At 68.4% G+C, this 23,056-nt stretch carries 25 protein-coding genes; 11 read left to right on the top strand and 14 right to left on the bottom strand.

Translation table 11 applies throughout. The features are described from left to right. Positions 1 to 44: 44 nt before the first annotated feature. The 3 genes from PKE75_RS06665 to PKE75_RS06655 all read right to left on the bottom strand — a co-directional run bounded on the left by PKE75_RS06665 (position 45) and on the right by PKE75_RS06655 (position 2,296). Complete coding sequence (locus PKE75_RS06665; protein ID WP_428979128.1) at positions 45 to 953, bottom strand: glycine--tRNA ligase subunit alpha; 909 nt, start codon at positions 951 to 953, stop codon at positions 45 to 47. Between the two features lie 214 nt (positions 954 to 1,167). Then, positions 1,168 to 1,353: a hypothetical protein gene (locus tag PKE75_RS06660; protein ID WP_271167933.1), complete on the bottom strand. Its 186-nt coding sequence runs from the start codon at positions 1,351 to 1,353 to the stop codon at positions 1,168 to 1,170. 73 nt (positions 1,354 to 1,426) lie between these two features. Beyond that, the gene (locus PKE75_RS06655) at positions 1,427 to 2,296 is read right to left on the bottom strand and encodes a S49 family peptidase (protein WP_271167932.1); all 870 of its coding nucleotides are present in this window, start codon (positions 2,294 to 2,296) and stop codon (positions 1,427 to 1,429) included. A 215-nt stretch (positions 2,297 to 2,511) separates the two neighbouring features. Between PKE75_RS06655 and PKE75_RS06650 the strand changes: the two genes are divergently transcribed. Beyond that, a complete protein-coding gene (locus PKE75_RS06650) occupies positions 2,512 to 2,826 on the top strand; it encodes a hypothetical protein (RefSeq protein ID WP_271167931.1) in 315 nt (104 codons plus the stop codon). A 68-nt stretch (positions 2,827 to 2,894) separates the two neighbouring features. On the opposite strand, the gene PKE75_RS06645 is transcribed toward PKE75_RS06650, so the two are convergent. After that, complete coding sequence (locus PKE75_RS06645; protein WP_271167930.1) at positions 2,895 to 3,656, bottom strand: tRNA1(Val) (adenine(37)-N6)-methyltransferase; 762 nt, start codon at positions 3,654 to 3,656, stop codon at positions 2,895 to 2,897. Then, positions 3,653 to 3,883 (bottom strand): putative signal transducing protein, encoded by a 231-nt coding sequence (locus tag PKE75_RS06640; protein WP_271167929.1) that lies wholly within the window; start codon positions 3,881 to 3,883, stop codon positions 3,653 to 3,655. The genes PKE75_RS06645 and PKE75_RS06640 overlap by 4 nt, the downstream gene beginning before the upstream one ends. A 403-nt stretch (positions 3,884 to 4,286) precedes the next feature. Here PKE75_RS06640 and PKE75_RS06635 point away from each other — a divergent pair, with 403 nt between their 5' ends. Continuing rightward, the gene (locus PKE75_RS06635) at positions 4,287 to 5,309 is read left to right on the top strand and encodes a polyprenyl synthetase family protein (protein ID WP_271167928.1); all 1,023 of its coding nucleotides are present in this window, start codon (positions 4,287 to 4,289) and stop codon (positions 5,307 to 5,309) included. Between the two features lie 34 nt (positions 5,310 to 5,343). On the opposite strand, the gene PKE75_RS06630 is transcribed toward PKE75_RS06635, so the two are convergent. From PKE75_RS06630 to PKE75_RS06615, 4 genes are all read right to left on the bottom strand, one after another. Beyond that, positions 5,344 to 6,120 carry a hypothetical protein gene (locus PKE75_RS06630; RefSeq protein WP_271167927.1) on the bottom strand — a complete coding sequence of 259 codons (777 nt, stop codon included), beginning with the start codon at positions 6,118 to 6,120 and terminating at the stop codon, positions 5,344 to 5,346. Between the two features lie 98 nt (positions 6,121 to 6,218). Further along, positions 6,219 to 6,539 (bottom strand): YnfA family protein, encoded by a 321-nt coding sequence (locus PKE75_RS06625; protein WP_271167926.1) that lies wholly within the window; start codon positions 6,537 to 6,539, stop codon positions 6,219 to 6,221. A gap of 11 nt (positions 6,540 to 6,550) precedes the next feature. Beyond that, on the bottom strand, positions 6,551 to 7,420 hold the full coding sequence (locus PKE75_RS06620) for a 4-(cytidine 5'-diphospho)-2-C-methyl-D-erythritol kinase (RefSeq protein WP_271167925.1): 870 nt from the start codon (positions 7,418 to 7,420) through the stop codon (positions 6,551 to 6,553). Positions 7,421 to 7,520: 100 nt separating this feature from the next. Continuing rightward, positions 7,521 to 9,596, bottom strand: coding sequence for a tetratricopeptide repeat protein (locus tag PKE75_RS06615; RefSeq protein ID WP_271167924.1), 2,076 nt, complete (start codon positions 9,594 to 9,596; stop codon positions 7,521 to 7,523). Between the two features lie 330 nt (positions 9,597 to 9,926). Here PKE75_RS06615 and PKE75_RS06610 point away from each other — a divergent pair, with 330 nt between their 5' ends. Continuing rightward, complete coding sequence (locus PKE75_RS06610) at positions 9,927 to 11,639, top strand: hypothetical protein (protein WP_271167923.1); 1,713 nt, start codon at positions 9,927 to 9,929, stop codon at positions 11,637 to 11,639. A gap of 43 nt (positions 11,640 to 11,682) precedes the next feature. Here PKE75_RS06610 and PKE75_RS06605 read toward each other — a convergent pair whose 3' ends face one another. Next, a complete protein-coding gene (locus PKE75_RS06605; protein WP_271167922.1) occupies positions 11,683 to 12,657 on the bottom strand; it encodes a cation diffusion facilitator family transporter in 975 nt (324 codons plus the stop codon). 158 nt (positions 12,658 to 12,815) lie between these two features. Between PKE75_RS06605 and PKE75_RS06600 the strand changes: the two genes are divergently transcribed. Further along, complete coding sequence (locus PKE75_RS06600; protein WP_271167921.1) at positions 12,816 to 13,211, top strand: hypothetical protein; 396 nt, start codon at positions 12,816 to 12,818, stop codon at positions 13,209 to 13,211. A gap of 10 nt (positions 13,212 to 13,221) precedes the next feature. Here PKE75_RS06600 and PKE75_RS06595 read toward each other — a convergent pair whose 3' ends face one another. Continuing rightward, positions 13,222 to 13,659, bottom strand: a complete 438-nt coding sequence (locus PKE75_RS06595; protein WP_428979115.1) for an FKBP-type peptidyl-prolyl cis-trans isomerase — start codon at positions 13,657 to 13,659, stop codon at positions 13,222 to 13,224. Between the two features lie 215 nt (positions 13,660 to 13,874). Here PKE75_RS06595 and aqpZ point away from each other — a divergent pair, with 215 nt between their 5' ends. From aqpZ to PKE75_RS06575, 4 genes are all read left to right on the top strand, one after another. Next, positions 13,875 to 14,615, top strand: a complete 741-nt coding sequence (aqpZ, locus tag PKE75_RS06590) for an aquaporin Z (protein WP_271167919.1) — start codon at positions 13,875 to 13,877, stop codon at positions 14,613 to 14,615. Positions 14,616 to 14,760: 145 nt separating this feature from the next. Next, positions 14,761 to 16,437 (top strand): electron transfer flavoprotein-ubiquinone oxidoreductase, encoded by a 1,677-nt coding sequence (locus PKE75_RS06585; RefSeq protein WP_271167918.1) that lies wholly within the window; start codon positions 14,761 to 14,763, stop codon positions 16,435 to 16,437. Positions 16,438 to 16,502: 65 nt separating this feature from the next. Beyond that, on the top strand, positions 16,503 to 17,858 hold the full coding sequence (locus PKE75_RS06580; protein WP_271167917.1) for a DUF3696 domain-containing protein: 1,356 nt from the start codon (positions 16,503 to 16,505) through the stop codon (positions 17,856 to 17,858). Next, entirely contained in the window at positions 17,855 to 18,334 is a 480-nt protein-coding gene (locus PKE75_RS06575; protein ID WP_271167916.1) for a hypothetical protein, read from the top strand. The genes PKE75_RS06580 and PKE75_RS06575 overlap by 4 nt, the downstream gene beginning before the upstream one ends. 7 nt (positions 18,335 to 18,341) lie before the next feature. Here PKE75_RS06575 and PKE75_RS06570 read toward each other — a convergent pair whose 3' ends face one another. The 3 genes from PKE75_RS06570 to PKE75_RS06560 all read right to left on the bottom strand — a co-directional run bounded on the left by PKE75_RS06570 (position 18,342) and on the right by PKE75_RS06560 (position 20,318). After that, the gene (locus tag PKE75_RS06570) at positions 18,342 to 18,959 is read right to left on the bottom strand and encodes a hypothetical protein (protein ID WP_271167915.1); all 618 of its coding nucleotides are present in this window, start codon (positions 18,957 to 18,959) and stop codon (positions 18,342 to 18,344) included. 574 nt (positions 18,960 to 19,533) lie between these two features. Beyond that, on the bottom strand, positions 19,534 to 19,824 hold the full coding sequence (locus PKE75_RS06565; RefSeq protein ID WP_271167914.1) for a GIY-YIG nuclease family protein: 291 nt from the start codon (positions 19,822 to 19,824) through the stop codon (positions 19,534 to 19,536). 308 nt (positions 19,825 to 20,132) lie between these two features. Then, positions 20,133 to 20,318: a hypothetical protein gene (locus tag PKE75_RS06560; protein WP_271167913.1), complete on the bottom strand. Its 186-nt coding sequence runs from the start codon at positions 20,316 to 20,318 to the stop codon at positions 20,133 to 20,135. 878 nt (positions 20,319 to 21,196) lie between these two features. Here PKE75_RS06560 and PKE75_RS06555 point away from each other — a divergent pair. Genes PKE75_RS06555 through PKE75_RS06545 form a run of 3 tightly spaced genes read left to right on the top strand, consistent with a single transcriptional unit; the run spans position 21,197 to position 23,050 of the window. Beyond that, a complete protein-coding gene (locus PKE75_RS06555; protein ID WP_271167912.1) occupies positions 21,197 to 21,682 on the top strand; it encodes a DUF3617 domain-containing protein in 486 nt (161 codons plus the stop codon). Positions 21,683 to 21,726: 44 nt separating this feature from the next. Next, positions 21,727 to 22,197: a DUF3617 domain-containing protein gene (locus PKE75_RS06550; RefSeq protein WP_271167911.1), complete on the top strand. Its 471-nt coding sequence runs from the start codon at positions 21,727 to 21,729 to the stop codon at positions 22,195 to 22,197. 40 nt (positions 22,198 to 22,237) lie between these two features. Next, positions 22,238 to 23,050: a uracil-DNA glycosylase gene (locus tag PKE75_RS06545; RefSeq protein WP_271167910.1), complete on the top strand. Its 813-nt coding sequence runs from the start codon at positions 22,238 to 22,240 to the stop codon at positions 23,048 to 23,050. Positions 23,051 to 23,056: the final 6 nt, after the last annotated feature.

The raw sequence follows: 23,056 nt of genomic DNA, 5'->3' as shown, positions 1-23,056 counted from the left end.
GCTGAAAGTGAGGGTGAGGCCGGGCGTCGGTCGTGCGGAGGCAATCATGCGGCGACCGCGCCGCCCGCTTCGGTCTTCAGCCAGGCGGCGCCGCAGCCCTTGGCGAGTTCGCGCACGCGCAGGATGTAGCTCTGGCGCTCGGTGACCGAGATCACGCCGCGGGCGTCGAGCAGGTTGAAGGCGTGGCTCGCCTTGATCGCCTGGTCGTAGGCCGGCATCGCCATCTCGTGGCGGCCGTCCTTGTCGCCGGCGGTCAGCAGCGCCTGGCACTCCTGCTCGGCGTCGCGGAAATGGCGCTTCAGCAGCTCGACGTCGGCGTGCTCGAAGTTGAAGCGGGAATATTCCTGCTCAGCCTGCCGGAACACGTCGCCATAGGTGATCTTCTCCGCCCCTTGGCGGCCGTTGAAGTTGAGGTCGAAGCCGCGATCGACGCCCTGGATGTACATCGCGAGCCGCTCCAGCCCATAGGTCAGTTCGCCGGAGACCGGATTGCAGTCGACGCCCGCGACCTGCTGGAAATAGGTGAACTGGCTGACCTCCATGCCGTCGCACCAGCACTCCCAGCCCAGGCCCCAGGCGCCGAGCGTGGGGCTCTCCCAATCATCCTCCACGAAGCGCACGTCGTGGACGGTCGGGTCGAGGCCGATCGCCTTCAGGCTGTCGAGGTAAAGCTCCTGCAGGTTGTCAGGCGACGGCTTCAGGATCACCTGGAACTGGTAATAATGCTGGAAGCGGTTGGGGTTCTCGCCGTAGCGCCCGTCCTTCGGGCGCCGCGAGGGCTGCACATAGGCCGCCTTCCAGGGTCGCGGCCCAAGCGCGCGGAGCGTGGTCGCAGGATGGAAGGTGCCTGCCCCGACCTCCATGTCATAGGGCTGCAGGATGACGCAGCCCTGCTCCGCCCAGTAGCGCTGGAGCGTGAGGATCAGCCCCTGGAACGAGTTCTCGGGGGCCATCGGATCGTAGGTCATGGAGATGTCGCGTCCGGGGTCGGAAGAAGCGCGCGGACGCTAGTTGCGGGCCGGTGGGGGGTCAAGGCGGAGCCGCGTCCCGGCCGACGAGGCGGCCCTCAGACCCGCAGCGGTCGAAGACGAGACTGTCGGCCGATCCGGATCCTTCTGACCGGCGACGGCTCCGGATCCCGGCTCTTCGGCCGGGACACGCGTCACCCTACTGCGGCCGCCACTCGCCCGTCGTCTTGTCGTGCTTCAACGTCGGGCGCGGCTCGGCGTCACCGGCTTGCTCGCGCTCGGTGCGTTCGAGCTCGCGGTTCACGCGCAGCCATTCGCGCTTCAGCGCCTTGGCTCCGAACAGGGCACCCGCGGCTGCGGCTGCGATCAGGAGGAAGGGCGGCATCCGCGTCGGGCTCCGGTGAGGCGGTGAGAGGCGCGAACGTCGCCCGCGATCTTGGCGGCCGTGCGGCGGTCGATCAAAGCCCGTAGCGGCTCCAGAGCGAGCGCGCCTCGACGGCGGCGATCGCCTCTTCGGCGAGCCCGGCGGCGACGCCGCCGTCGCCCCGGCCCGTCAGGCGCTTCAGCAACGAGGTCTTGGGCGTGATCGCCCGGAGCTCGACCTTGTCGCCCCAGCGCTCGCGCATCGTGGAGCGCAGGTCGCCAACGCGGTCGACGAGGCCGAGGCCGAGCGCCGAGGCGCCGGTCCAGAACGCGCCGGTGAACAGGTCGGGATGGCCCGACAGCGCAGCGCCGCGACGGTCCTTCACCAGCGCGATGAACTGCTCGTGGACCTCGCGCTGCAGCTCCTTCAGCCGCTCGACGTCGTCCGGTTTCTCGGGGCTGAACGGGTCGAGGATCGCCTTGTTCTCGCCCGAGGTGTAGAGCCGCCGGTCGACGCCAAGCCGCTCGATCGCGCGGTCGAAGCCGAAGCCGGAGGAGACCACGCCGATCGAGCCGACGATCGACGAGGGGTCGGCCACGATCTCGTCGGCCGCGCAGGCGATCATGTAGCCGCCGGACGCCGCAAGGTCCTCGACGAAGGCGGCGACGCCGATCTCCTTCTCCTCCGCCAGCGCACGGATGCGCAGGAAGATCAAATGGGCCTGCACGGGCGAGCCGCCGGGCGAATTGATGACGAGCGCGACCTCCTTCGCCCCCGGCGTCGCGAACGCCTTTTCCAGCGAGGCGGCGACGGACGCCATCGTCAGCGCGGGCCTCAAGGGGCCGCCCATCCCGATTGCGCCGGACAGGCGCACGACCGGAACCACGGGGCGTTCCCCGCGCATGCGCTCGGGCAGCATGGGAGCGGCGAAACGACGGAGACGGTCGGAAAACGATGTGCTCATGGCGACCTAAGATAGGGCCGCGCGACGCCGCCACAATGAGCCGAACCGCCGCGATGAACCGCCGTTGAATGACGATCTCACGACCAGTTCAGCGCAACTTTCGTACGCATGGAGCCAAGCCGTACGCCGTGTCACCGTGAAGAGGCGCGGGCGGGGCCTCGGGCGACGGGCGGAAGAACCGTCGTCGAGCGTCATCACTGTTCGAGGAGGAAGTCATGTTTCGCAATCTGGCTCTCGCCGCAACTCTCGCCGCCGGCGGTTTCGCGGCCGCCCCCGCGCCCGCATCGGCTGGGATCTATGTCGACGCCGGCGGCGGCTATGGCGGATACTACCGGCATCGCCCCTATTACGGAGGGGGCTACTATCGGCCTCGGCCCTACGGCTATTACGCGCCGCGGTATCGTCCGCGGCCCTATGGCTATTACCGCCCGGCCTACCGGCCCGCATGTCGCCTGGTGACCACCCGCTTCTGGAACGGCTATCGCTACGTCACCCGCACCCGTGAAGACTGCCGCCGGCGGTACTACTGAGCGCGCGGCGTTCATGACGCCGATCGAGGGCGCTCCCGTCGGGGGCGCCCTTTCTGTTTGCGACGGCCCTATCCCATCGCCAGCACGACGTCCCCGCGCTGGGCGGCGTCGGCGCGTGGCGTGAAGGCGCCGTCTTCGCCGTGGAGAACCAGCCCCGGCAGCAGCGCGAGCGCGCCGCGGCGGCCCTTGCGCGCAGCGATAAGGATGCGCGACGCGGGCGACGCGGCGTCGCGGTGGATCGGAAGGACCCGTACGTCCCCGAAGCGCGGACCGACCGCCCGAAGCAGCCGGTCCAGCGCTTCGGGCCGGTGGATCATCACCAGCGAGCCGCCCGGCTTGAGCAGGCGCGCCGCCGCCTTCGACCAGTCGTCGATCAGCGTCTCGGGCGCGGCGTGCGCCAGCGCCTTCGCCGGATCGGGGGAAGCGCGGAAGCGGACGACCGCGTCGAAGGGCGGATTTGCGACCACGAGGCCGAACGCCCCGGCGGCGATCGACGGCGGCCCGCTCCGGGCGCCGGCGGCTGCGACGTCGCAGGCGGCCACGACGACGCGGTCGCGAAGACCGTTCCGCGCCACGTTCTCCTCTGCGACGACCGCAAGCCCCGGATCGATCTCGATTAGGGCGACGCGGCCGGCGCCTGCGAGCGCGAGCGACAGGCCGACCGCCCCGGTCGCGGCGCCGAGGTCCGCCACTGAGAGTCCCTCGCCGAGCCGCGAACGCGCGGCCGCGATCAGCAAGGCCGCGTCGCTGCCTGCGCGGTGACCGCGGCGCGGCTGCAGCAGGCGCAGCCGGCCGCCGAAGAAGAGGTCGTCGGTGAGGTCGGCCGTCACGGCGCCTCGGGGCGCAACTCGTGGGAGAGGCCGCTCTCGCTCAGCACGCGGCGCGCCCGCGGGGCGTCGTCCTCGTGGACCAGCACGCGCGCTGCGAGAACGCCGAGCGAGCCTTCGAGCACGCTCATATTGCCGTCGAACACCACATGCTCGACGCCCTCCTGCGTCAGCGTGGCGCGGACGAAGGACAGCAGGACCGGATCGTTGCAGCGCAGGATTTCTTGCAAGAACTGACGCCTTTCACGGAGACTCCCCCGTCACAATGGGCCGCGGAGCAGCGCGCGGCAACGGCGCGCTCGCCGGCCATTTTTCAGCTCCGCCGCCGCGTGTTTACGGGCGTTTACCTATTAGACGGAAAACGCCACGCCCGCGCCCAACTTCAGCCAGCCGCCGCGGCGATCACTGTCCCCGCCGGCGCGTCGTCGGCGCCGGAGCCCGCCGCCCATGCGAACCGAACTCACCGCGCTCGTCGTCGCTCTGGTCCTGCTGCTGATCGCCTCCGAGAAACTGCTCGCGGCGCGCGGCGCGCTCGGGGTCGGCTGAGAGCGCCGGGCGTTTTACGGCTTGCCCGCCAAAAGGGGTCTGGATACGGTCCGCGCCTGTCTCGAAATGGATAGGAGCTTCGCGACCTTGGGCGTCGTCGTACCGTTGGAGGACCGCTCGGGCGCGGGTGAACTGGCAGGCATCGAGCCGCTGGCGCAGCTCGTCGCGCCCGGCATGGAGCGCGTCAACGCGTTCATTCTGTCGCGCACGGGATCGGACGTGGCGATGATTCCGGAGGTCGCGAACCACCTGATCTCGTCCGGAGGCAAGCGGCTCCGGCCGATGCTCACCCTCGCGACCGCGGCGCTGTGCGGCTATTCCGGCGACGGCGACGTCAAGCTCGCCGCCGCCGTCGAGTTCATGCACACCGCCACCCTGCTGCACGACGACGTGGTCGACGGTTCGGAGATGCGCCGGGGCAAGCTCGCCGCCCGCATGCTCTGGGGCAACGAGGCCAGCGTGCTGGTGGGCGACTTCCTGCTCGGCCAGGCCTTCAAGATGATGGTCGAGGTCGGCTCGCTCGAGGCGCTGCGCATCCTCTCCGAAGCCGCCGCCGTGATCGCGGAGGGCGAGGTGATGCAGCTCTCCGCCGCGAAGAACACCACGACGACCGAGGACGACTATCTCGCGGTGGTCCGCGGCAAGACCGCCGAACTGTTCGCCGCCGCCTGCGAGGTCGGCCCGGTGATCGCCGGCCGGCCGAAGGCCGAGCAGGCCGCCGCCCGCTCCTACGGGATGAATCTCGGCGTAGCCTTCCAGCTCGTCGACGACGCGCTCGACTATGGCGGCCGCGAAGCCAATCTCGGCAAGAAGGTCGGCGACGATTTCCGCGAGGGGAAGATCACGCTCCCCGTGGTGCTCGCCTATCGCCGCGGCTCAGCCGACGAGCGCGTGTTCTGGAAGCGCGCGCTGGAGGACGGAGAGATCGAGGATTCGGACCTCACCGAGGCGATCCGGCTGCTGGTCAGGCACGGCGCGATCGAGGACACCCTCGCCCGCGCGCGCCACTACGGCGCCATCGCCCGCGACGCGCTCGGCCTGTTCCAGGACCGCCCGGAGACCCGCGCGCTGCTGGACGTGGTCGGGTTCGTGACGGCCCGCGCGCACTGAAGTCCGCCGACGTCCGATCGAGGGGCGGCGGCCCTCAGGTCGCTCCGATCCGGAATGCGTCCGTGCCGTTCCAGCGCTCCTGTCGCCAGACGAACAGGCGGGACGCTAGGACCACGAAGACCGCCGTGAGGGCCAACGTCGCCGCACCTCTCACGAGCGCGGCCGCCACAGCGCCCGCGGGCGAACCGGCCAGGGCGAGCCGAGCGGCCAGAGGCAGGACGAAGAGCGGAACCGCGAGAAGAGCGCCGGCGCAAATCTGCCTCCAGACCAATCCGCGCCCGGCGCGATAGGCGCTTGCAAGGCTTCGTCCAGGCGTCTCGACCGCGATCGCCGGAAAAATCAGCGAGAGACGGAGCATTCCGTAGAGGAATACGAGGCACACGACGACGAACAGCAGAAACGCGATGAGGACCGTCAGAGGCCGCTCGACGTCTCCCAGACGCAATATCTGCATGGTGATGATGAGGATGAAGTTGAACGCCAGCATCGTCACCATGAACTCGGCGACCGTCCTGCTGTGTCGCTCCAGCAGAGACATGAGCCCGTTGCGCTCCGAAAGCAGGTAAAACCTGTGAACGGCGACCGCGAGAACCGAACTGACGATGGCCCCGAAGACGACGACTGGAAGAAGCGAGGCGACCGCGAGCGCGTCCTTCGGATCGGCGGGCTGACTCCGCTCAGTGAACCAGGATGCGGCCGCGAACAGCAGAAATGAAACAAGGAAGAGAGCGGGCATGGCGCGGGCGGCCGCGGCCGCGCCTGAGAACGCCTCCTTCGCGAGCTCGAACGCCCCGGGCGGCTTGTCGATCATGGCGCGGCTTCCTCTCGCGGTCGTCCGCGAGCAGCAAAGCGCGCCGCCGCTAATTTTCGGTTATGGGCGCCCCAACTTTCTCGACATGGTTGCGAGGCTTACCCCCGCGGACCGAACAGCACGACAGCGGCGCCCGCCACGCACAGCGCGGAGCCGGCGAGGTCCCAGCGGTCGGGCCTGACGCCCTCCACCGCCCAGAGCCAGCCGAGCGAGGCCGCGACGTAGACTCCGCCATAGGCGGCGTAGGCGCGGCCCGCGGCGTCCACGTCGACGCGGGTGAGCAGCCAGGCGAAGACAAGCAGCGAGGCGCAGCCCGCGATCAGCCAGAGCCCGGACGCGCCCTGCCGCAGCACGGCCCAGAAGGCGAAGCAGCCGGCGATCTCGGCGAGCGCCGCGGCGACATAGATGGCGGCGGTCATTCGGTCTCCCCTCAGCGCAAGGTCGTCGGCCGCAGCCACCAGCCGGGCAGCGCGGCTGCGAGAGCCCGCGACGCGCGGCGGGCGGCGCGCAGATCGTCGAACAGGCCGAAGACGGTGGCGCCCGAGCCCGACATGCGGGCGAGCCGGCAGCCTTCACTCGCCCCGAGCGCGCTGATCCCCACCCTCACCGCCGGCTCGAAGGCGCAAGCGGGCGGCTCGAGATCGTTGCGGCCGCGCGCCACGGCGCCGAGCGCTCCGTCGACGCCGCCCTCCGCCGGAACCGGAGACGGCGCGCCGTCGAACGCTTCGCCGGCGGCGAGTTTCAGCGCCTTATAGACCGCCACGGTCGAGAGCGGCTTCAGCGGGTTCGCGAGCACCGCCGCGACCGGCGCCATCGCGACCGGCGTCACGCTCTCGCCGCGGCCGCGCATCATCGCCGCGCGCGAGACGAGACAGACCGCGACGTCAGAACCCGTCGCCTCCGCCGCCTCGACCAGCCTCGGATCGTCCGGGCGAAGCCCGTTCGCTTCCGCGATCAGCCGCAGCGCGGCGCCAGCGTCCGCCGAACCGCCGCCAAGGCCCGCCGCCACCGGGATGCGCTTCGTCAGCGAGAACCGGCCGAGGGTCAGTCCCTCGATGCGCTCCTGCGCCGCGCGCGCAGCCTTCAGCACGAGATTGTCGCCGTCCGGGCCCGCGGCCGCAGCGAACGGGCCGTCGACGGCGCCGAGCGCGAGCGCGCGTCCCGTCTCCAGCGTCAGCGCGTCGGCCGCGCAGCCCGCGAAGGCGACGAGACTGTCGAGCTCATGGAACCCGTCGGCGCGCCGCCCGAGCACGTGCAGCGTGAGGTTGACCTTGGCGGGGGCGCGCGCGCGGAGCAGCATCCGCGCGACTTAGCATCGCCGGCGCCGGCGCATAAGGGCGAAGGGACGCGTCAGAGCGCGACGCCCTCCCCGCCAGCGCGTGGGCAAGCGAACTGCGGTCTCAGCCGCCGTTCTTCTTGTCGGGCATTTCGGCCGCGTCGGTCTTCTTCTCGTCGGGCAGGCCGTCCTTCAGCTTGGCCTCGATCTTCGGAAGATCCTTCTCGTCCGGCTTCAGGTCCTTCGCGTGGCTCCACTGGAAGCGGGCCTCGAGCTTGCGGCCGACGCGCCAGTAAGCGTCGCCGAGATGATCGTTCATCACCGGGTCCTGCGGCCTGAGCTCGACCGCGCGCTCGAGTTCGCGAACCGCGTCGTCGAGCTTGCCGAGGCGGAAATAGGCCCAGCCCAGGCTGTCGACGATGTAGCCGTCGTCCGGCTTCAGCTCGACCGCCCGCTTGATGAGCTTCATGCCCTCGTCGAGGTTGATCCCCTGATCGATCCAGGAATAGCCGAGATAGTTCATCACGAGCGGCTGGTCGGGCGACAGCTCCATAGCCTTCTTGAGGTCGCCCTCGGACTTCGCCCACTCGCTCGACCGCTCATAGGCGATGCCGCGGACGTAATAGAGCGACCAGTTGTTCGGGTCGGGCTGCGGCGAGGAGCCGGCGGCCGGGGCGCCCTCGCCCGTCGGCTTCGCGCCATTTGCAAGCGCGCTCGGCGGCGCCTTCTCGACCGCCTCGTCGCCGGTCATGGCCTTCGGCGGCAGCAACAGCTTCTGGCCGGCCTTCACCCCGTTCGATTTCGGCAGCGGGCCGCCATTGGCGCGTTCGGCCTCGGGCGTGCGGTTGAAGGCCGCGAGATCCCGCCAGCGGTTGCGGTCGCCGTAGACGTCCTGGGCGATGTCGGCGAGCGACTCGCCCGACTTCACGACGTAGGCGGTGGGCTCGGCCGCCTTCGCCGGCGTCGCGCCGGTCTGGGAGGGCGGCGCCTCGACCAGCGCGATCGCGCGCGAATAGGTCTCGGCCGCTTCCTTGAACTGCTCCCGGCCGCGCTCGATGTTGCCGAGCGCGACGATCGCCTCCTGGTCGGTCGGGTCGGCCGCGATCAGCTTGGAGAGCGTCGCCTTGGCCTCGTCGGTCTTGTCGAGCCGGTCGAGGTCCATCGCGCTCTGGATGTCGGCGTTGCGCTTCAGCGGCGAGCTGTCCGGCACCTTGGCGTAGGAATCGATCGCGTCCTGGAACTGGTTCAGCTGGTCGTAGAGGTCGGCGATGGTGACGAGCGCCATCGGGTGCGTCGGCTCGATGTAGAGGGCGAGCTTCAGGTAGACGAGCGACAGGTCCTCGCCGCCCTGGCGGCCGAGCGCGCCGCCGATGCCATAGAGCACCTCGGCGACGCCGTCGCTGACGTCGGTCACCGTCCTGCGGACCTCGCGGCCCTGCTCGATCTCCGTGCGCGTCTCGCGCATCAGCGGATGCCGCGGCGCCGTCTTCTCGAAATCCGAGAGCAGCTTCAGCGCGCCGTCCCGGTCGCCGTTGCGGGCGCGGAAGATCGCCGCCGCCTGCACGATCCGCAGCGCCGCGCCGTCGCCGGAGAGCGCCGCCGCGAAACGCCTCGATGCCTCCTCCCGACGGCCGCCGAGGTCTGCCATCAGCGCGGCGTGGTAGTCGCGGAAGGTGCCGAAGAAGTCGGCGCCCTGCAGCTTGTCGACCGATTCGAGCGCCTTCGCCGTCTTCTCCGAGCCGATCCAGGTCCAGCCGGTCAGCAGGTTGGCGGTGAGGTCGGCGAGCGGGCCCTTGGCCCCTCGCGCCAGGTGTTTGCGGGCGCTGGCGTAATTGTGGGACCTGACCGCGCGCGCCGCGAGCGCGAGCTGCGCCATGCGGTTGGACGGGTCGTTCGAGACGACGCGCTCGGCGAGCCGCATCGCCCCGTCCATGTCGCCCTCGACCAGCGTCAGCAGGAAGGTGCGCTCCAGAAGCTCGGCGTTGCGCGGATCTTCCTTGAGCGCCGCGCGGAAATAGGCGGCCGCGGCGGCGGCGTCGCGCTGCGAGCCGGCCGCGCGGCCGGCGAGGTAGTTGCCAGCGAGCGAGGTGCGCGCCGCCGCGACCTCGGCGTCCGATCCGGAATTGGCGACGGCCGGAGACGCCGCGAAGACCGCGGCCGCGAGGGCGAGAGACGCGATGCGTCGATCGATAAGGGTCACGTGTCTAGGTGCCTCCGGGCTGCGCCGCCATGCGGACCGCGACGCGTCGCGCGTGAGCGCGCAAGATGAACCGGCGCACCCCACGCCACAAGCCCGGCGGAATTAGGGAGCCGGCCGTGACGTCGCAGGGCTCGCGCGGCCTGCGTTTGCGCAGCTCGGTCCGGCGACGCCGGCGGCCGGCCGCGGCGGCGGCGAAACGCAGCGGCGCGTTTGCGTCACACCTCACCTCAATACCGCGCACAACCGCGTGACACGGCTTTCGCCGCGGACTCCCGACTGCCATCGTCGTCGCTCACACGACGAATCTCGCAGATGCGAGAAGGGGGATGATTGGCGCGTCGATTCGCAGTCGGGCTGGCTGCCCTTTGTCTTCTCGGAGCTCTTCGCCCGGCCTCCGCGCTCGCCCAGCAGACGTGGCTCAGCGACTGGGCCGCGCAGAAGTCGATCGAGATCCGGGCGAGCGACGCGGCGGCGAGCCCGGCGGACGCCAATTACGACGAGCCCGTCCCGCTCGCCATCGGCGGCGCCATGGTCAGGCGGCTGACGGCGGCCGAGCAGGCGCGCAGCGACCGGACGGTCGCCGCCTATCGCGCGGCGATCGGCGCCAACGCCCCGTCAACCCTGCTGTGGACCGGAATCGAAACCGGCAACCCGCTGACGCGCAACGAAGGCTACCGCTGGAACTCGCTGCGCGACCAGGGACTGTTCGATCCCGAACAGCGCGCTAAGGTCGTCTCGGAACTGCAGGCTCTGGGCCTCACCAATGTCCGGATCGGCCTGTCGAACCACGAGATCGACCTCGAGGACGCATCGACCTGGAAGGAGCACGACGCGCTGGTCGCCGATTTCGCCGCGGCCGGCCTCAACCTAAGCCTCGACCTGCATCATTTCGGCGTCGAGGACCGGTTCCGCTCAGTCGCCGACGACGGGACGACGCTGAACGAGGCGAGCTACTACCTCCACCCGGAGTGGCCTGACTATTTCGCCCGCTTCGCCGCCGAGGCGTTCGCGCGCTACGGCGACAAGATCAGGGCCGTCACGCTGATCAACGAACCGGAGACGACGGTCGGCTTCAACAGTGAGATGTGGAACGGCGCCTTCCCAGGCTGGGGCGATCCGAGGCACGGCTTCTATTACGTCGAGCGCGCCTTCGCGATCGCGACCGCCGCCGTGAAGGCGCGCGTCGCGATCGAGGCCGAGATGCGCAAGACCGGCCGGCGCGTCCTCTTCATGCACACCGAGGGCGCGGTGTTCAAACCGGGCCGGCCGGAGTTCAACCGCTTCACGCGCTTCCTGCCTAGCGACCTCATTCTCGGGCAGGACTGGCTGATGACGTCCGATCTCAAGCCGCTGACCGACCAGCCGCTCGCGACGCTGGCGCGGCTCGACCGGCTGAAGACGGCGGCCGCGCGCACCTCTCTCGACTGGCTGATTCGCCATTACGTGCTGTGGCCCCACGACCAGGAGGAGCGCGAGGCCAACCGGACGCGGCTGGTCGCGCTGGTGTCCGGTCTTCGCGCGCTGCACCAGGCGCTGGCGCGCGACTTCCACGTGACGATGGGAACCGACACGCTGTTCGCCGCCGACTACTACGCCCACAACGAGGATCGCGGCGCCAGCGGCTCCTGGCTCGACCCGCAGCCGCAACTCTACGCCGCGCAGATGGCGGCCGGCGAACGGCGGGGCCTCTACCCGCTGCTGGTCGACTACTACAACCGCTATCGCCTGCCGATGATGATCGGCGAGACCGGCACGCCGTTCTACGCCTATGGCGCCCGCTGGCACGCCCAGATGCTGCTCGAATGCGCGCAGGCGATGGCCGACGGCGTGCCGATGCTCGGCTACACGATCTATCCGCTGATCGACACCTTCGGCTGGGAGACCGCGCTGTCCGCGCCGAAGTCCGAGACCTCGGAGAACACCGGCGGAATCCTGACCATCGGGCTGGAGGCGCGACCCTTCATGCGCACGCTGCTGCAGTCGCTCAACAACCAGATCGCCGAGACCGCCCGCGTTCAGGACGCCGGCGCGACGGTGCAGTGAGGCGGAAGGCTCGCGCTCAGCGCCCGCGCCTGGGACCGGCGTGTCAGGCTGTGCCGCCAGCGGGCGCCGCAATCGTCTCGGAGGCGCCCGCGCCGACTGGAAGCACGACGCCGGTCCGCAGCGCCGGCCGCAGGAAGACCCGGGTGATCTCGGGATGCGCGGCCTCGATCCGCTCGGTGAGGTCGCGCGCCGCCTGTTCGAGCTCGGCGCCGGTGAGGTCGTCCTTCAGGTCGAGGGTCGCTGCCAGCAGGATTTCCTGCGGCCCGAGATGCATGGTGAGGAGCTCCTGCACCGAAGCGACGCGGGGATCTCGGGCGAGGATCTCCCGCACCTCCGCCCGGGTTTCGGGCGCGGCGCTCTCGCCCGTGATCAGGCTCAGCGTCTCCCGCGACAGGAAGATCGCGGTGACGACGAGCAGCACGCCGATGGCGATCGAGCCGGCGGCGTCGAACGCAGGCTCGTCGAGCACGTAGGAGAGCGTGACGCAGATGAGCGCGATCGCGAGGCCGCCCAGCGCCGCAGCGTCCTCGCACAGCACTGCGAACACGCTCGGGTCCTTGCTGCGGCGGATCGCGGTCCAGGCCGAGACGCCGGGATAGGCCGAACGCAGCTCCCGGAACGCCACCCGGAATGACAGCGCCTCGATGACGACGCTTGCGCCCAGCACCACGAAGGCGACCCAGGCGCGCTCCATCGGCTCGGGGGCGGAGAGCTTGTGGATTCCCTCGTAGATCGACACGGCGCCGCCGAGCGCGAAGATCAGCAGCGCGACGACGAACGCCCAGAAGTAGATCTCGATGCCGTGCCCGAACGGGTGGCTCGAATCCGCCGGCCGCGCCGCGCGCTTGATCCCGAGCAGCAGCAGCCCCTGATTGGCGGTGTCGACCAGCGAGTGGATCGCCTCCGACAGCATGGCGCTCGAGCCGGTATAGGCGGCGGCGCCGAACTTGGTGACGGCGATCGCGAGGTTGCCGGCGAGCGCCGCATAGATGACGGAGGTCGAACCGTGTGCGGACATCGTTTTCCCGGATGAGGGGCGCGGACGGCGCCTCGTCGATGCAAAGCTAGGGCGCGCGGTCCACGCGTCAGGCGCCCGCGGCCGGACTGGACACGGAGACGGCCCGCTCCAAACCATCGTCTGGCCCGTCATGAGGACCGGTCCGGAGGAGACGCCCGATGCCGCTGCCCGCCATTCCCGTCCCGACCGAGCACGAAGCGGAACGGATCACTGTCGGCCTCGGCCTGTTGTCGCTTGCGATCGCCGCGCTTGAACTCGCGAAACCCGGCGCGCTCGCCCGCTCGATCGGGCTGCGGCAGGACCACGCCTTCCTCAAAGGCCTCGGCATGCGCGAGATGGCGACGGGCACCGGCCTGCTCAACTGGAAGCGCGGCCGCGCCCGCCCCTTTCTCGTCTGGGCGCGGGTCGCGGGCGACGCCATGGACCTGGCGGCGCTCGCCCCCGCGCTCTCCCGTCGCAACCCGCGGCGGAGAGCGGCTGCGGCGGCGGTGGCCGTGGTCGCAGCCGTCACGGTGATCGACATCCTGTGCGCCCGCGCGCTCTCGAAGCGCTGAGGCGCCGGACTCACTTCACGCCGAGCAGCTCGACGTCGAAGATCAGCGTGGCGTTCGGCGGGATGACGCCGCCGGCGCCCTGCGCGCCGTAGCCGAGCTCCGGCGGGATGATCAACGTGCGCTTGCCGCCGATCTTCATGCCGGCGACGCCCTCGTCCCAGCCGGCGATGACGTTGCCGGCGCCGAGGCGGAAGGTGAAGGGCTGGCCGCGGTCGACGGAAGAGTCGAACTTCGCGCCCTTCTTGCCGTCCTCGTAGAGCCAGCCGGTGTAGTGGACGCTGACGCCGCGGCCCGGGACGGCGGGCGCGCCGTCGCCGACCTTGACGTCCTGATATTTGAGGCCGGACGCCGTGGTGACCGTTTCGGCCCCCGCAGCGGCCGCGGGGACTGCGGCCATCGCGAACGACATGCCGAGCGCTGCCGTCAGGACTGCGATGGTGGACATCATGAGCGTTCTCCCTTGGGATTTTCGTTCCGGGTTTCGAGGCCGGGTATAGCGCCCAATCGGCGGCCGCGCGCCCCCGCTTTGGTCTGGCGTCGCGGCGAAGCGCTGTATCCCCGCTCCTTATTCGACGAGATGATCGCTCGACTGCGACGCGTCGGGGGGTCTAACTCGCAATCAATGGATCCGCCGGGGGGCGGCCTCATCGAGGGGGAATGGGCATGGGCGACGACCTGACGCGCCGCGTGGTCGCGGAATTCTTCGGCACCTTCTGGCTGACCTTCGGCGGCTGCGGGGCGGCGGTGCTCGCCGCAGCCTTTCCTGCGCTCGGCATCGGCTTCCTCGGCGTCGCCTTCGCCTTTGGCCTCACTGTGCTGACCATGGCCTATGCGGTCGGCCACATCTCCGGCGGCCACTTCAACCCGGCGGTGACGCTCGGCCTGTGGTCGGCCGGCCGCTGCGCCAACAAGCATGTCGTCCCCTACATCGTCGCGCAGGTCCTGGGCGCGATCCTGGGCGCCGCGGTGCTTTACGTGATCGCTTCGGGCCAGGCCGGCTGGGTCCCGGGCGGCTTCGCCTCGAACGGCTATGGCGAGCTCAGCCCCGGCAAGTACGGCCTCGCCGCCTGCCTGCTGACGGAAGTTCTCGCGACCTTCTTCTTCCTGTTCATCATCATCGGCACGACCTCCAAGGGGGCTGCGACCGGCTTCGCCGGCATCCCGATCGGCTTCGCGCTGGTGCTGATCCACCTCATCACCATCCCGGTCACCAACACCTCGGTGAACCCGGCGCGCTCGACCGGCCCCGCTCTGTTCGCCGGCGGCGAGCACATCGCGCAGCTCTGGCTGTTCTGGCTCGCGCCGATCGCCGGCGCGATGCTGGCGGGCGTGATCGCGCGCTGGCTCTACGAGCCGGCCGGCATTGTCGACACCGTCGTCGTCGAGGAGCGCCGCCCGCACTGAACGCAACGGCGGCTTTCCCCCGAACCGGATTCGCTCCGGCGCAGCAATTGGTGACGTCCCCTCGGACGAACGTCGCCCTAGTTTTGCGCCGCAGCGAATGCGAACCGTTCAAGGGAACGGCGGATTCGGGCAGGGAGCGTTAGGGATGGCGGCTGGGCAGGAGCAGGCGGGGGCGGAGCTGCCCGAGCGCGAGGCGATGGACTTCGACGTCGTCGTGGTCGGCGCCGGCCCCGCGGGCCTCAGCCTCGCCATCCGCCTGAAGCAGCTCGACGACGCGCTCTCCATCGTCGTGCTCGAAAAGGGCTCGGAGGTCGGCGCCCACATCCTGTCCGGCGCCGTCATCGACCCGATCGGCCTCGACAGGCTGATCCCCGACTGGCGCGACGATCCGGACGGCTTCGCCAAGACCCCGGTGACGGACGACGTCTTCCTCTACCTCACGGAGAAAGCAACCGTCCGCCTGCCCGGCTTCGGCATGCCGAAAATCCTGTCGAACCATGGCAACTACGTCGTGTCGCTCGGCGACGTCACGCGCTGGCTCGGCGCCCGCGCGGAGGCGCTCGGCGTCGAGATCTATCCGGGCTTCGCCGCGAACGAGGTGCTCTACGACGACGCCGGCGCCGTGATCGGCGTCGCGACCGGCGACATGGGGATCGAGAAGAACGGCGAGCCCGGCCCGAACTTCACCCGCGGCATGGAGCTGCGCGGCCGCTACACGATCTTCGCGGAGGGCGCCCGCGGCCAGCTCTCGAAGCAGCTCATCCAGAAATTCGCGCTGCACGAGGGCCGCGACCCGCAGAAATACGGCCTCGGCCTCAAGGAGCTCTGGCAGGTCGCGCCCGAGAAGCACAGGCCCGGCCTCGTCCAGCACTCCTTCGGCTGGCCGCTCGACAACCGGACCGGCGGCGGCTCGTTCCTCTACCATTACGGCGACAACCTCGTCGCGATCGGCTTCGTGGTGCATCTCAACTACGAGAACCCGTTCCTCTCGCCGTTCGACGAGTTCCAGCGCTTCAAGCAGCACAAGGCGGTGCGCCCGACGCTCGAGGGCGGAAAACGCCTGTCCTACGGCGCGCGCGCCATCACCGAGGGCGGCTTCCAGTCGGTCCCGAAGCTCGCCTTCCCCGGCGGCGCGCTGGTCGGCTGCGCCGCGGGCTTCGTCAACGTGCCCCGCATCAAGGGCAGCCACAACGCGGTGCTGACCGGCATTCTGGCCGCCGAGCACCTCGCCGAGGCCTTGAAGGCCGGCCGCTCCCACGACGAGCTCGCGTCCTACGAGGCCGCCTGGCGTAACAGTCCGGTCGGCGCGGATCTGAAACCCGTGCGCAACGTCAAGCCGCTGTGGTCGAGGTTCGGCACCCGCCTCGGCGTCGTGCTGGGCGGCCTCGACATGTGGACGAACCAGTTCGGCTTCTCGCTGTTCGGCACGCTGAGCCACGGCAAGCCCGACTACGCCGCGACGAAGCCGGGCAAGGACTACGCCAAGATCCCCTACCCCCGCCCGGACGGCGTGATCTCGTTCGACAAGCTGTCCTCGGTGTTCCTCTCCAGCACCAACCACGAGGAAGGCCAGCCCGCGCATCTCGTGGTGAAAGACCTTGCGCTGCAGAAGTCGTCCGAGCACGATGTCTATGCGGGCCTCAGCCAGCGCTACTGTCCGGCGGGCGTCTATGAATGGCTGGAGGACGGGGACGAGCCCAGGTACCAGATCAACGCCCAGAACTGCGTGCACTGCAAGACATGCGACATCAAGGACCCGAATCAGAACATTGTGTGGGTCGCGCCGGAAGGTGGCGGGGGACCGAATTATTCGGGGATGTGAGACCAAATTAACAAATAAATGCACAAGCTCCCGAAACATAAAGAGACGAATTCTGGACGCTCAACATGCTTCAATCTCTTAATGTAAAAAATTTCAAAGCTTGGTCCGACTTGAATATTGGCTTCGGTCCGATTACTGGCCTATTTGGCACAAATTCTTCTGGAAAATCTAGTATAATACAGTTTCTACTCTTGCTAAAACAGACGCGTGAAGCAACTGATCGCACGACATCTCTTGATTTAAATGATCAATACGTGAATTTAGGAAATTTTAATGATATTATTTTTAGCCATGATGAGAAAAACGAGCTGAGTTGGGAGCTTTCCTTTTCACTCCCAGAACCTCTCAGCCTGTTTAGTGCGACGCAGCGTCGAACCCGACCCTTTATTCGCGCACGCGAGCTAACCGTTTCGGGTGCAGTGGGGTCCGGCCCGTCTGGGCCCGCATCTCGCCGACTTTCATACCGTCTTGGAACGGATCCGACGTTCTCTCTTTCTCAGAAAAAAGAAGATTCTGCAGCGTTTGACTTACGCTCAAACGGAACGGACTTTCGCTTTATTAGAAATTCCGGGCGCGCTTGGCAAATCCCAGGCCCGATCAAGAGCTATGCGTATCCTGACCAAGCCCGAACATACTTTCAGAACGCCTCGTTCTTGTCCGATCTTGAAGTCGCCTATGAACGGCAAATGGACGATATCTATTATCTAGGCCCGCTAAGAGAACATCCTAAGCGTGAGTATACGTGGGCGCGGTCCCGACCGCGAGATGTTGGCATTCGTGGCGAAAAAGTTATTGATGCCTTACTTTCTGCGACCGTAACGAAGGAACGACGCAACCTTAAGCCCAAAACTCGACTGTGGAGCTTTCAAGAAATGGTTGCGCATTGGCTAAAGGAGTTAGGTCTTATTCACGACTTCCAAGTAACAGAACTTGCAAAAGGCTCGAATTATTGGCAAGCCAAGGTCGTTGTTAGGGAGGGAGGCTCTACAGCCCTTCTTACAGACGTGGGATTCGGGATTTCGCAAGTTTTACCTATAATAACTCTGCTTTACTTTGTACCCGAAGGGTCAACTGTCATACTAGAGCAGCCTGAGATTCATCTACATCCTCTGGCGCAAGCAAATCTCGCCGATCTTATTATTAATGTTTCACAAAACAGGAATGTTCAGGTAATTTTTGAGAGCCATTCCGAGCACCTGCTTTTGCGGTTGCAGCGCAGGATCGCTGAGGAAAAAATTCTTTCGTCCGACGTCAGCCTCTATTTTTGTGATACGAACAAAAATAAATCAAAGCTTTCCCGTTTAGAGATTGATGAATATGGCCAGATATCGAACTGGCCTGAAAATTTTATGGGGGATGCATTCGGCGAGACGGTTGCTGCGGAGAGGGCACGCCTCAAACGGATGAAAAGCAAAGCATGAGGTACGTGGTCGACACAAATGTTGCGGTCGTTGCAAACGGCCAGCGTTCAGATGCCACGCCAGAATGCAGGATCGCTACTATAGACTTCCTAGAGAATATGATGACATCTGGAACGCTCATCGTTGATCTCGCCGGTGAGGTGGAAGCAGAATACAAGAAAAACTTATCGTTCGGCCAACCCGGCGTGGGCAATCGATTCATCCAAGCCTTTTTAACCACTGCCTCTTCGCGACTTACGCGAGTTGATATTACAAAAAACAGACAAGGGGAATTTACCGACTTTCCTGTCACGGGCTCCTTGAGGCGGTTCGACCAAAGTGACCGCAAATTTGCCGCTTTGGCAATCAGGGCTAAGTGCCCCGTCGCAAACGCGGTTGATACTGATTGGCTGGAACATCTAACGGACCTCACCGCAATAGGCGTCGTTGTCGAGTTTCTTTGTTCGACGGACGTAAAAAAATGGCTGAAGAAATAAGCTGAACTTACTTCGCCCCCCCCACCACCGTCCCCGCATAAACCACCGCCGCGCACCCCACCGGGAACACCATCTCATTGACCGCCGTGGCGGCGAGCTCCGCGGCGGGCGCACCGCCCCAGCGGAGGGCGAGGGCCGCCGCGCCGAAGGTCAGGCCGACCGCGGCGCCGGTTCCGAGAAACGCCGGGAGTTTGGCGCCGCGGGCGGCGAGCGTCGCGAGCAGAAAGCCGAGCAGGCCGTATTCGACCGCCTTCACCGCGGCGAGCCCGATCAGCGAGGCGGCGGCGGGCTGGTCGACCGCGCGGATCGCCGACGCCACGACCTGGTTCGCGGCCTTGGAAACCGCGACCGCGACCGGCGCGAACAGCGCCGCGACCAGCCCGGCGAGGCTGGCGCGCAGAGGATAGAGCGCCGTCCCGATCCCGGCGCCGAGACACACGATTCCTGACCACGCCACCCCGCCCGCGACGTCGGCGGCGAAGGCGATCCCCGGAAACGGCCCGCCCGCCGCGAGCTTGGCCGCCAGCACCGCGACCTGCACGGCAAAGCCGAGCGCGACCGCCAGCACGGCGAGGGTCGCGAGCTTTTTCAGCGCGGGGTCGTCGGACGGGGCGGCCTCGGTCATGGGTGCAAGTATAGGCTAATCGCGGGACAGCAACGACGTCATGCCCGCGCCTTCGCGGGTATCCACGACTTGCCTGCCCCCGCCCGCGCTTGACGCCGAAGTCGTGGATACCCGGCTGCGCCGGGCACGACGCGCTTTGTCCGACGGGGCCTAGAAAGGTGGCGAATACCGGCTCCCGTCATGCCCGCGCCTTCGCGGGTATCCACGACTTGCCCGCCCACACCCGACGCTGAAGTCGTGGATACCCGGCTGCGCCGGGCATGACGCGCTTTGTCCGATGGAGCTTAGAAAGGCGGCGAATACAGGCTCCCGTCATGCCCGCGCCTTCGCGGGTATCCACGACTTGCCCGCCCACGCCGCACCCGACGCTGAAGTCGTGGATGCCCGGCTGCGCCGGGCATGACGAGTTTTGTCCGACGGAGCTTACAAAGGTGGCGAATACCGGCTCCGTCATGCCCGCGCCTTCGCGGGTATCCACGACTCGCCTGCCCCCGCCCGCGCTTGACGCCGAAGTCGTGGATGCCCGGCTGCGCCGGGCATGACGTCGTTGGGACATGACGGCGCTGGCGCTTTGTCAGCCTGAGATGTCGGGCCAGAGGTCGCGCCAATCCGGGTTTGCGTCCTGAATCAGCCGAACCTTCGCGGCGCGCGTCCAATGCTTGATCGCCTTCTCCCGCGCGATCGCCGCCATGATGTCGTTATGGGCCTCGAACCAGACCAGCGTCTTCAGGCCGTAGCGGCTGGTGAAGCCAGGAAGCGCGCCTGTCCGGTGTTGCCAGACCCGACGGACGAGGTCGCTCGTCACGCCGACGTACAGCACGCCGTTTGGCCGGTTGGCCATGAGGTAGACGAAGGAGAACCGCATGGCGGGATCGTCCTGCACGTCAGGACCTGGCGCAACGGTCGATGAAGCCCTCAGCCGTCATGCCCGCGCCTTCGCGGGTATCCACGACTTGCCCGCCCCGCCCGCGCCCGACGCCGAAGTCGTGGATGCCCGGCTGCGCCGGGCATGACGCGTTTTGTCCGACGGGGCCTAGAAAGGCGGCGAATACCGGCTCCCGTCATGCCCGCGCCTTTGCGGGCATCCGCGACTTGCCTGCCCCGCCGCGCCCGACGCCGAAGTCGTGGACGCCCGGCTGCGCCGGGCATGACGGCGCGCCCAGTCGAACGCCGTCAGTCGCGGTTCGCGGGGTCGGCGTTCTCGCGGGCGTAAAGATCTTCGGTCGCGTTCTCCGAGACCTCTTTCTGCCGCCGCGTCATGCCGCGGTTGCGGACCATGGCGTAGGCAAGCGCGCCGCCCAGGATGATGACGCCGATGACGGTCATCAGCAGCCAGACGTCTCCGGATCCATTGGCCATGCGGCTGTCCCTCTCCAGCCGCTCGCGGGGAGCGCATGCGGCATCTCGTTTTAAAGCCCGCGAGCGCGCCTCCCGTTCCATCCCGCTTGCGCCGGCGCGACGGGCGCGAGCGCGCCGTCATTCCGGCTGGAGCGTCAGCGGAATGCCGGAATCCAGACGCGCGACGGGAGGCGGAAGACGCGCGACGGCCGGGCGGCGGCCGGTCTTGCGAGCGTCGCGGGAATGGATGCCGGCACAAGCCCGGCATGACGGCGTAGCGGGATGCGGACGGCGCTAGGAACATAGTCCTTGACATTTCCTCATTCCTCGCACACCTTTCCGGCGTCCTTCCCCGTTACGGGAGGCGTGTCCGGACCGGCCGGCCATGCGGGGGAGGAGCGGCGCCTGCGGCGGGGATGACCGGATGTCTCCGCCCCGGGAGGTTCGCATCTGCGGCGCCCGCGGGGCTCGCTCGTTCCTCTCNGTAAGGCGCGTGGCGGCGGGATTTTCGGCTTCCGGCTCCAAAGGCCGACAGGCTGGGGTCTTGGCCCGAGGCGAGCTGGCTCCCTGAGGGAGGGCTCGCCCATGAGAACCATGTGCGCCGAGAATTCGTCCGCAGGGGATCAGAAATCGCCGCGCGCGGAGCGCCGGGCGACCGACTAACGGAAATGCCCCATGACGGTGGCCCGGCGCTCTGCGCCCTCCCCCGTTGAATTTGTAGCGTGGCGTTGACCAGAGCGAGGACTGAAGCCAGCCGCGGGCGTTAGCCGGCGGCGGATTTGGCGCGCCGTCATCCCAAAACCGCATTGCCGATCGCGGCCGCTCCGCTAAAGCATCCGTGCCGGCTCGAACCGCCGGTCCCGGACCGTCGCGCCGGGAAGCGACGAGGGAGCCGTACCATGAAGCCGATCGCCGTCTGCGCCGTCCTCGCGGGAGCGCTGCTCGCGGCCCCTGCGCTCGCCGACACGCCGCCGAAGCGCGCGGCCGGCCTGTGGGAGACCGCGACCATCACCAACGCCGGCCGTTCGGGCGCGCGAGAATGCGTCGACGCCCGCACCGACCGGCTGGTGCGGCAGGCGACCTCCGGCCTCACCTGCCGCAACGACGACTTCAAGCGCACCGCGGACGGCTGGTCGGCCGGCGCGAAGTGCAGCTCCGGCGGCATGTCGACCGACACGCTCGTCACCGTCACCGGCGATTTCGAGACCTTCGCCCGCGCCCGCGCCGTGACCGAGATGACGGGGCTGTCGGGCGACGGCGGGACGCGCTCGTTCTCGACCACCATCGAGGCGCGCCGGATCGGCGACTGCGAGCCGGGGCAGACGCCCGGCGACATCATCCTGCCGAACGGGCAGATCATCCACGTCGAGGGCGCCGGCCGGTGAGGCGCGCGCCCGCAACGAACCTCCGGGGGACACCCATGAGACCCATGCTCGCAGCCGCCCTCGCCGCGCTCGCGGTCGCAGGCCCCGCCGCGGCCGACGAACTGCCGGCCCGCAAGGCCGGGCTGTGGGAATCGAAGACCATGGGCAAGGACGGCGAGACCGTCGCCCGGCAATGCGTCGACGCCTCGACCGACAAGCTCGCCCAGGCAGCCGCGCCGGACGCCTGCGACAAGACCATCGTGACCAAGACGGCGGAGGGCTACACCGTCGCCACCAACTGCAAAGTCGGCGACGTCACCGCGAAGGGCGGCGGCGTCATCACCGGCGACTTCGAGACCACGGTGAGGATGGAGACCTCCACCACCATGACCGGCATCCCCGGCCTCAAGGAGCCGCTGACGCTGAAGACCGTGATCGAGAACCGCCGTCTCGGCGACTGCGAGCCGGGGCAGAAGCCGGGCGACATCATCCTCAGCGACGGCAAGGTCGTCCGCACCCCCGGCGCCGACAAGTGAGGCTTCGGGGGCGGCCCCGCGGGCTGTATGCTCAGCCGCGATGACCGCCCCCCCGCCCTCCCGCGAAGACGTCCGCGCGCTGCTCGAATGGCACGTCGCGATGGGCGCCGACGTCGCGATCGAGGAGACGCCGCAGGACCGCTACGCCGAAAGCGCCGCGCGCCGCGCGCCGCAGCCACCGGCGCGGGACGAGCAGCCGGGTCCCCGTCCCGCGACGCCCGCCTCCGCCCTGCTCGCGACCCCCGAGGAGAGCGCCGCCGGCGCCCGCGCGGCGGCGGCCACGGCCGCGACGCTGGACGAGCTCCGCGCGATTCTCGAGCGCTTCGACGGCTGCGCGCTGAAGGCCACAGCGAGCCGCACCGTGTTCGCCGACGGCGCTCCGGGCGCGCGGCTGATGCTGGTCGGCGAGGCGCCCGGCCGCGAGGAGGACATTTCCGGCCTGCCCTTCGTCGGCCGCTCCGGCCAGCTGCTCGACCGCATGCTGGCGAGCGTGGGGCTCGACCGCACGTCGGTCTACATCGCGAACGTCATCCCCTGGCGCCCGCCCGGCAACCGCACGCCGACCCCGCAGGAGACCGAGACCTGCCTGCCCTTCATCCGCCGGCAGATCGAGCTCTGCGACCCCGACGTCCTGGTCGCGCTCGGCGGCTCGGCGGCGCAGAGCCTGTTCCGCGCCAGGGAGGGCATCCTCAAGCTGCGCGGCCGCTGGCTCGATTACGAGACCGGAAAACGCCGGGTGAAGGCGATGGCGACTCTGCACCCGGCCTATCTGCTCCGCAGCCCCGCGCAGAAGAAGTTCGCCTGGCGCGACCTGAAGGCGATCAGGCGCGCGCTCGACGGCGACGAGGCATAGCCGGCC

The sequence above is a fragment of the Hansschlegelia plantiphila genome (assembly GCF_027922265.1).
In the GTDB taxonomy this organism is placed as follows: Bacteria; Pseudomonadota; Alphaproteobacteria; order Rhizobiales; family Methylopilaceae; genus Methylopila; species Methylopila plantiphila.
Note: the sequence above shows the minus strand (reverse complement) of the source record. Positions and strands in the feature narration are given on the sequence as shown.

Excerpts from the sequence above, each read along its gene's own strand:
- PKE75_RS06665 (WP_428979128.1), bottom strand. The coding sequence starts at position 953 with ATGGCCCCCGAGAACTCGTTCCAGGGGCTGATCCTCACGCTCCAGCGC.
- PKE75_RS06660 (WP_271167933.1), bottom strand. The coding sequence starts at position 1,353 with ATGCCGCCCTTCCTCCTGATCGCAGCCGCAGCCGCGGGTGCCCTGTTC.
- PKE75_RS06655 (WP_271167932.1), bottom strand. The coding sequence starts at position 2,296 with ATGAGCACATCGTTTTCCGACCGTCTCCGTCGTTTCGCCGCTCCCATG.
- PKE75_RS06650 (WP_271167931.1), top strand. The coding sequence starts at position 2,512 with ATGTTTCGCAATCTGGCTCTCGCCGCAACTCTCGCCGCCGGCGGTTTC.
- PKE75_RS06630 (WP_271167927.1), bottom strand. The coding sequence starts at position 6,120 with ATGATCGACAAGCCGCCCGGGGCGTTCGAGCTCGCGAAGGAGGCGTTC.
- PKE75_RS06625 (WP_271167926.1), bottom strand. The coding sequence starts at position 6,539 with ATGACCGCCGCCATCTATGTCGCCGCGGCGCTCGCCGAGATCGCCGGC.
- PKE75_RS06620 (WP_271167925.1), bottom strand. The coding sequence starts at position 7,420 with ATGCTGCTCCGCGCGCGCGCCCCCGCCAAGGTCAACCTCACGCTGCAC.
- PKE75_RS06605 (WP_271167922.1), bottom strand. The coding sequence starts at position 12,657 with ATGTCCGCACACGGTTCGACCTCCGTCATCTATGCGGCGCTCGCCGGC.
- PKE75_RS06600 (WP_271167921.1), top strand. The coding sequence starts at position 12,816 with ATGCCGCTGCCCGCCATTCCCGTCCCGACCGAGCACGAAGCGGAACGG.
- PKE75_RS06595 (WP_428979115.1), bottom strand. The coding sequence starts at position 13,659 with ATGATGTCCACCATCGCAGTCCTGACGGCAGCGCTCGGCATGTCGTTC.
- aqpZ (WP_271167919.1), top strand. The coding sequence starts at position 13,875 with ATGGGCGACGACCTGACGCGCCGCGTGGTCGCGGAATTCTTCGGCACC.
- PKE75_RS06585 (WP_271167918.1), top strand. The coding sequence starts at position 14,761 with ATGGCGGCTGGGCAGGAGCAGGCGGGGGCGGAGCTGCCCGAGCGCGAG.
- PKE75_RS06580 (WP_271167917.1), top strand. The coding sequence starts at position 16,503 with ATGCTTCAATCTCTTAATGTAAAAAATTTCAAAGCTTGGTCCGACTTG.
- PKE75_RS06575 (WP_271167916.1), top strand. The coding sequence starts at position 17,855 with ATGAGGTACGTGGTCGACACAAATGTTGCGGTCGTTGCAAACGGCCAG.
- PKE75_RS06570 (WP_271167915.1), bottom strand. The coding sequence starts at position 18,959 with ATGACCGAGGCCGCCCCGTCCGACGACCCCGCGCTGAAAAAGCTCGCG.
- PKE75_RS06565 (WP_271167914.1), bottom strand. The coding sequence starts at position 19,824 with ATGCGGTTCTCCTTCGTCTACCTCATGGCCAACCGGCCAAACGGCGTG.
- PKE75_RS06560 (WP_271167913.1), bottom strand. The coding sequence starts at position 20,318 with ATGGCCAATGGATCCGGAGACGTCTGGCTGCTGATGACCGTCATCGGC.
- PKE75_RS06555 (WP_271167912.1), top strand. The coding sequence starts at position 21,197 with ATGAAGCCGATCGCCGTCTGCGCCGTCCTCGCGGGAGCGCTGCTCGCG.
- PKE75_RS06550 (WP_271167911.1), top strand. The coding sequence starts at position 21,727 with ATGCTCGCAGCCGCCCTCGCCGCGCTCGCGGTCGCAGGCCCCGCCGCG.
- PKE75_RS06545 (WP_271167910.1), top strand. The coding sequence starts at position 22,238 with ATGACCGCCCCCCCGCCCTCCCGCGAAGACGTCCGCGCGCTGCTCGAA.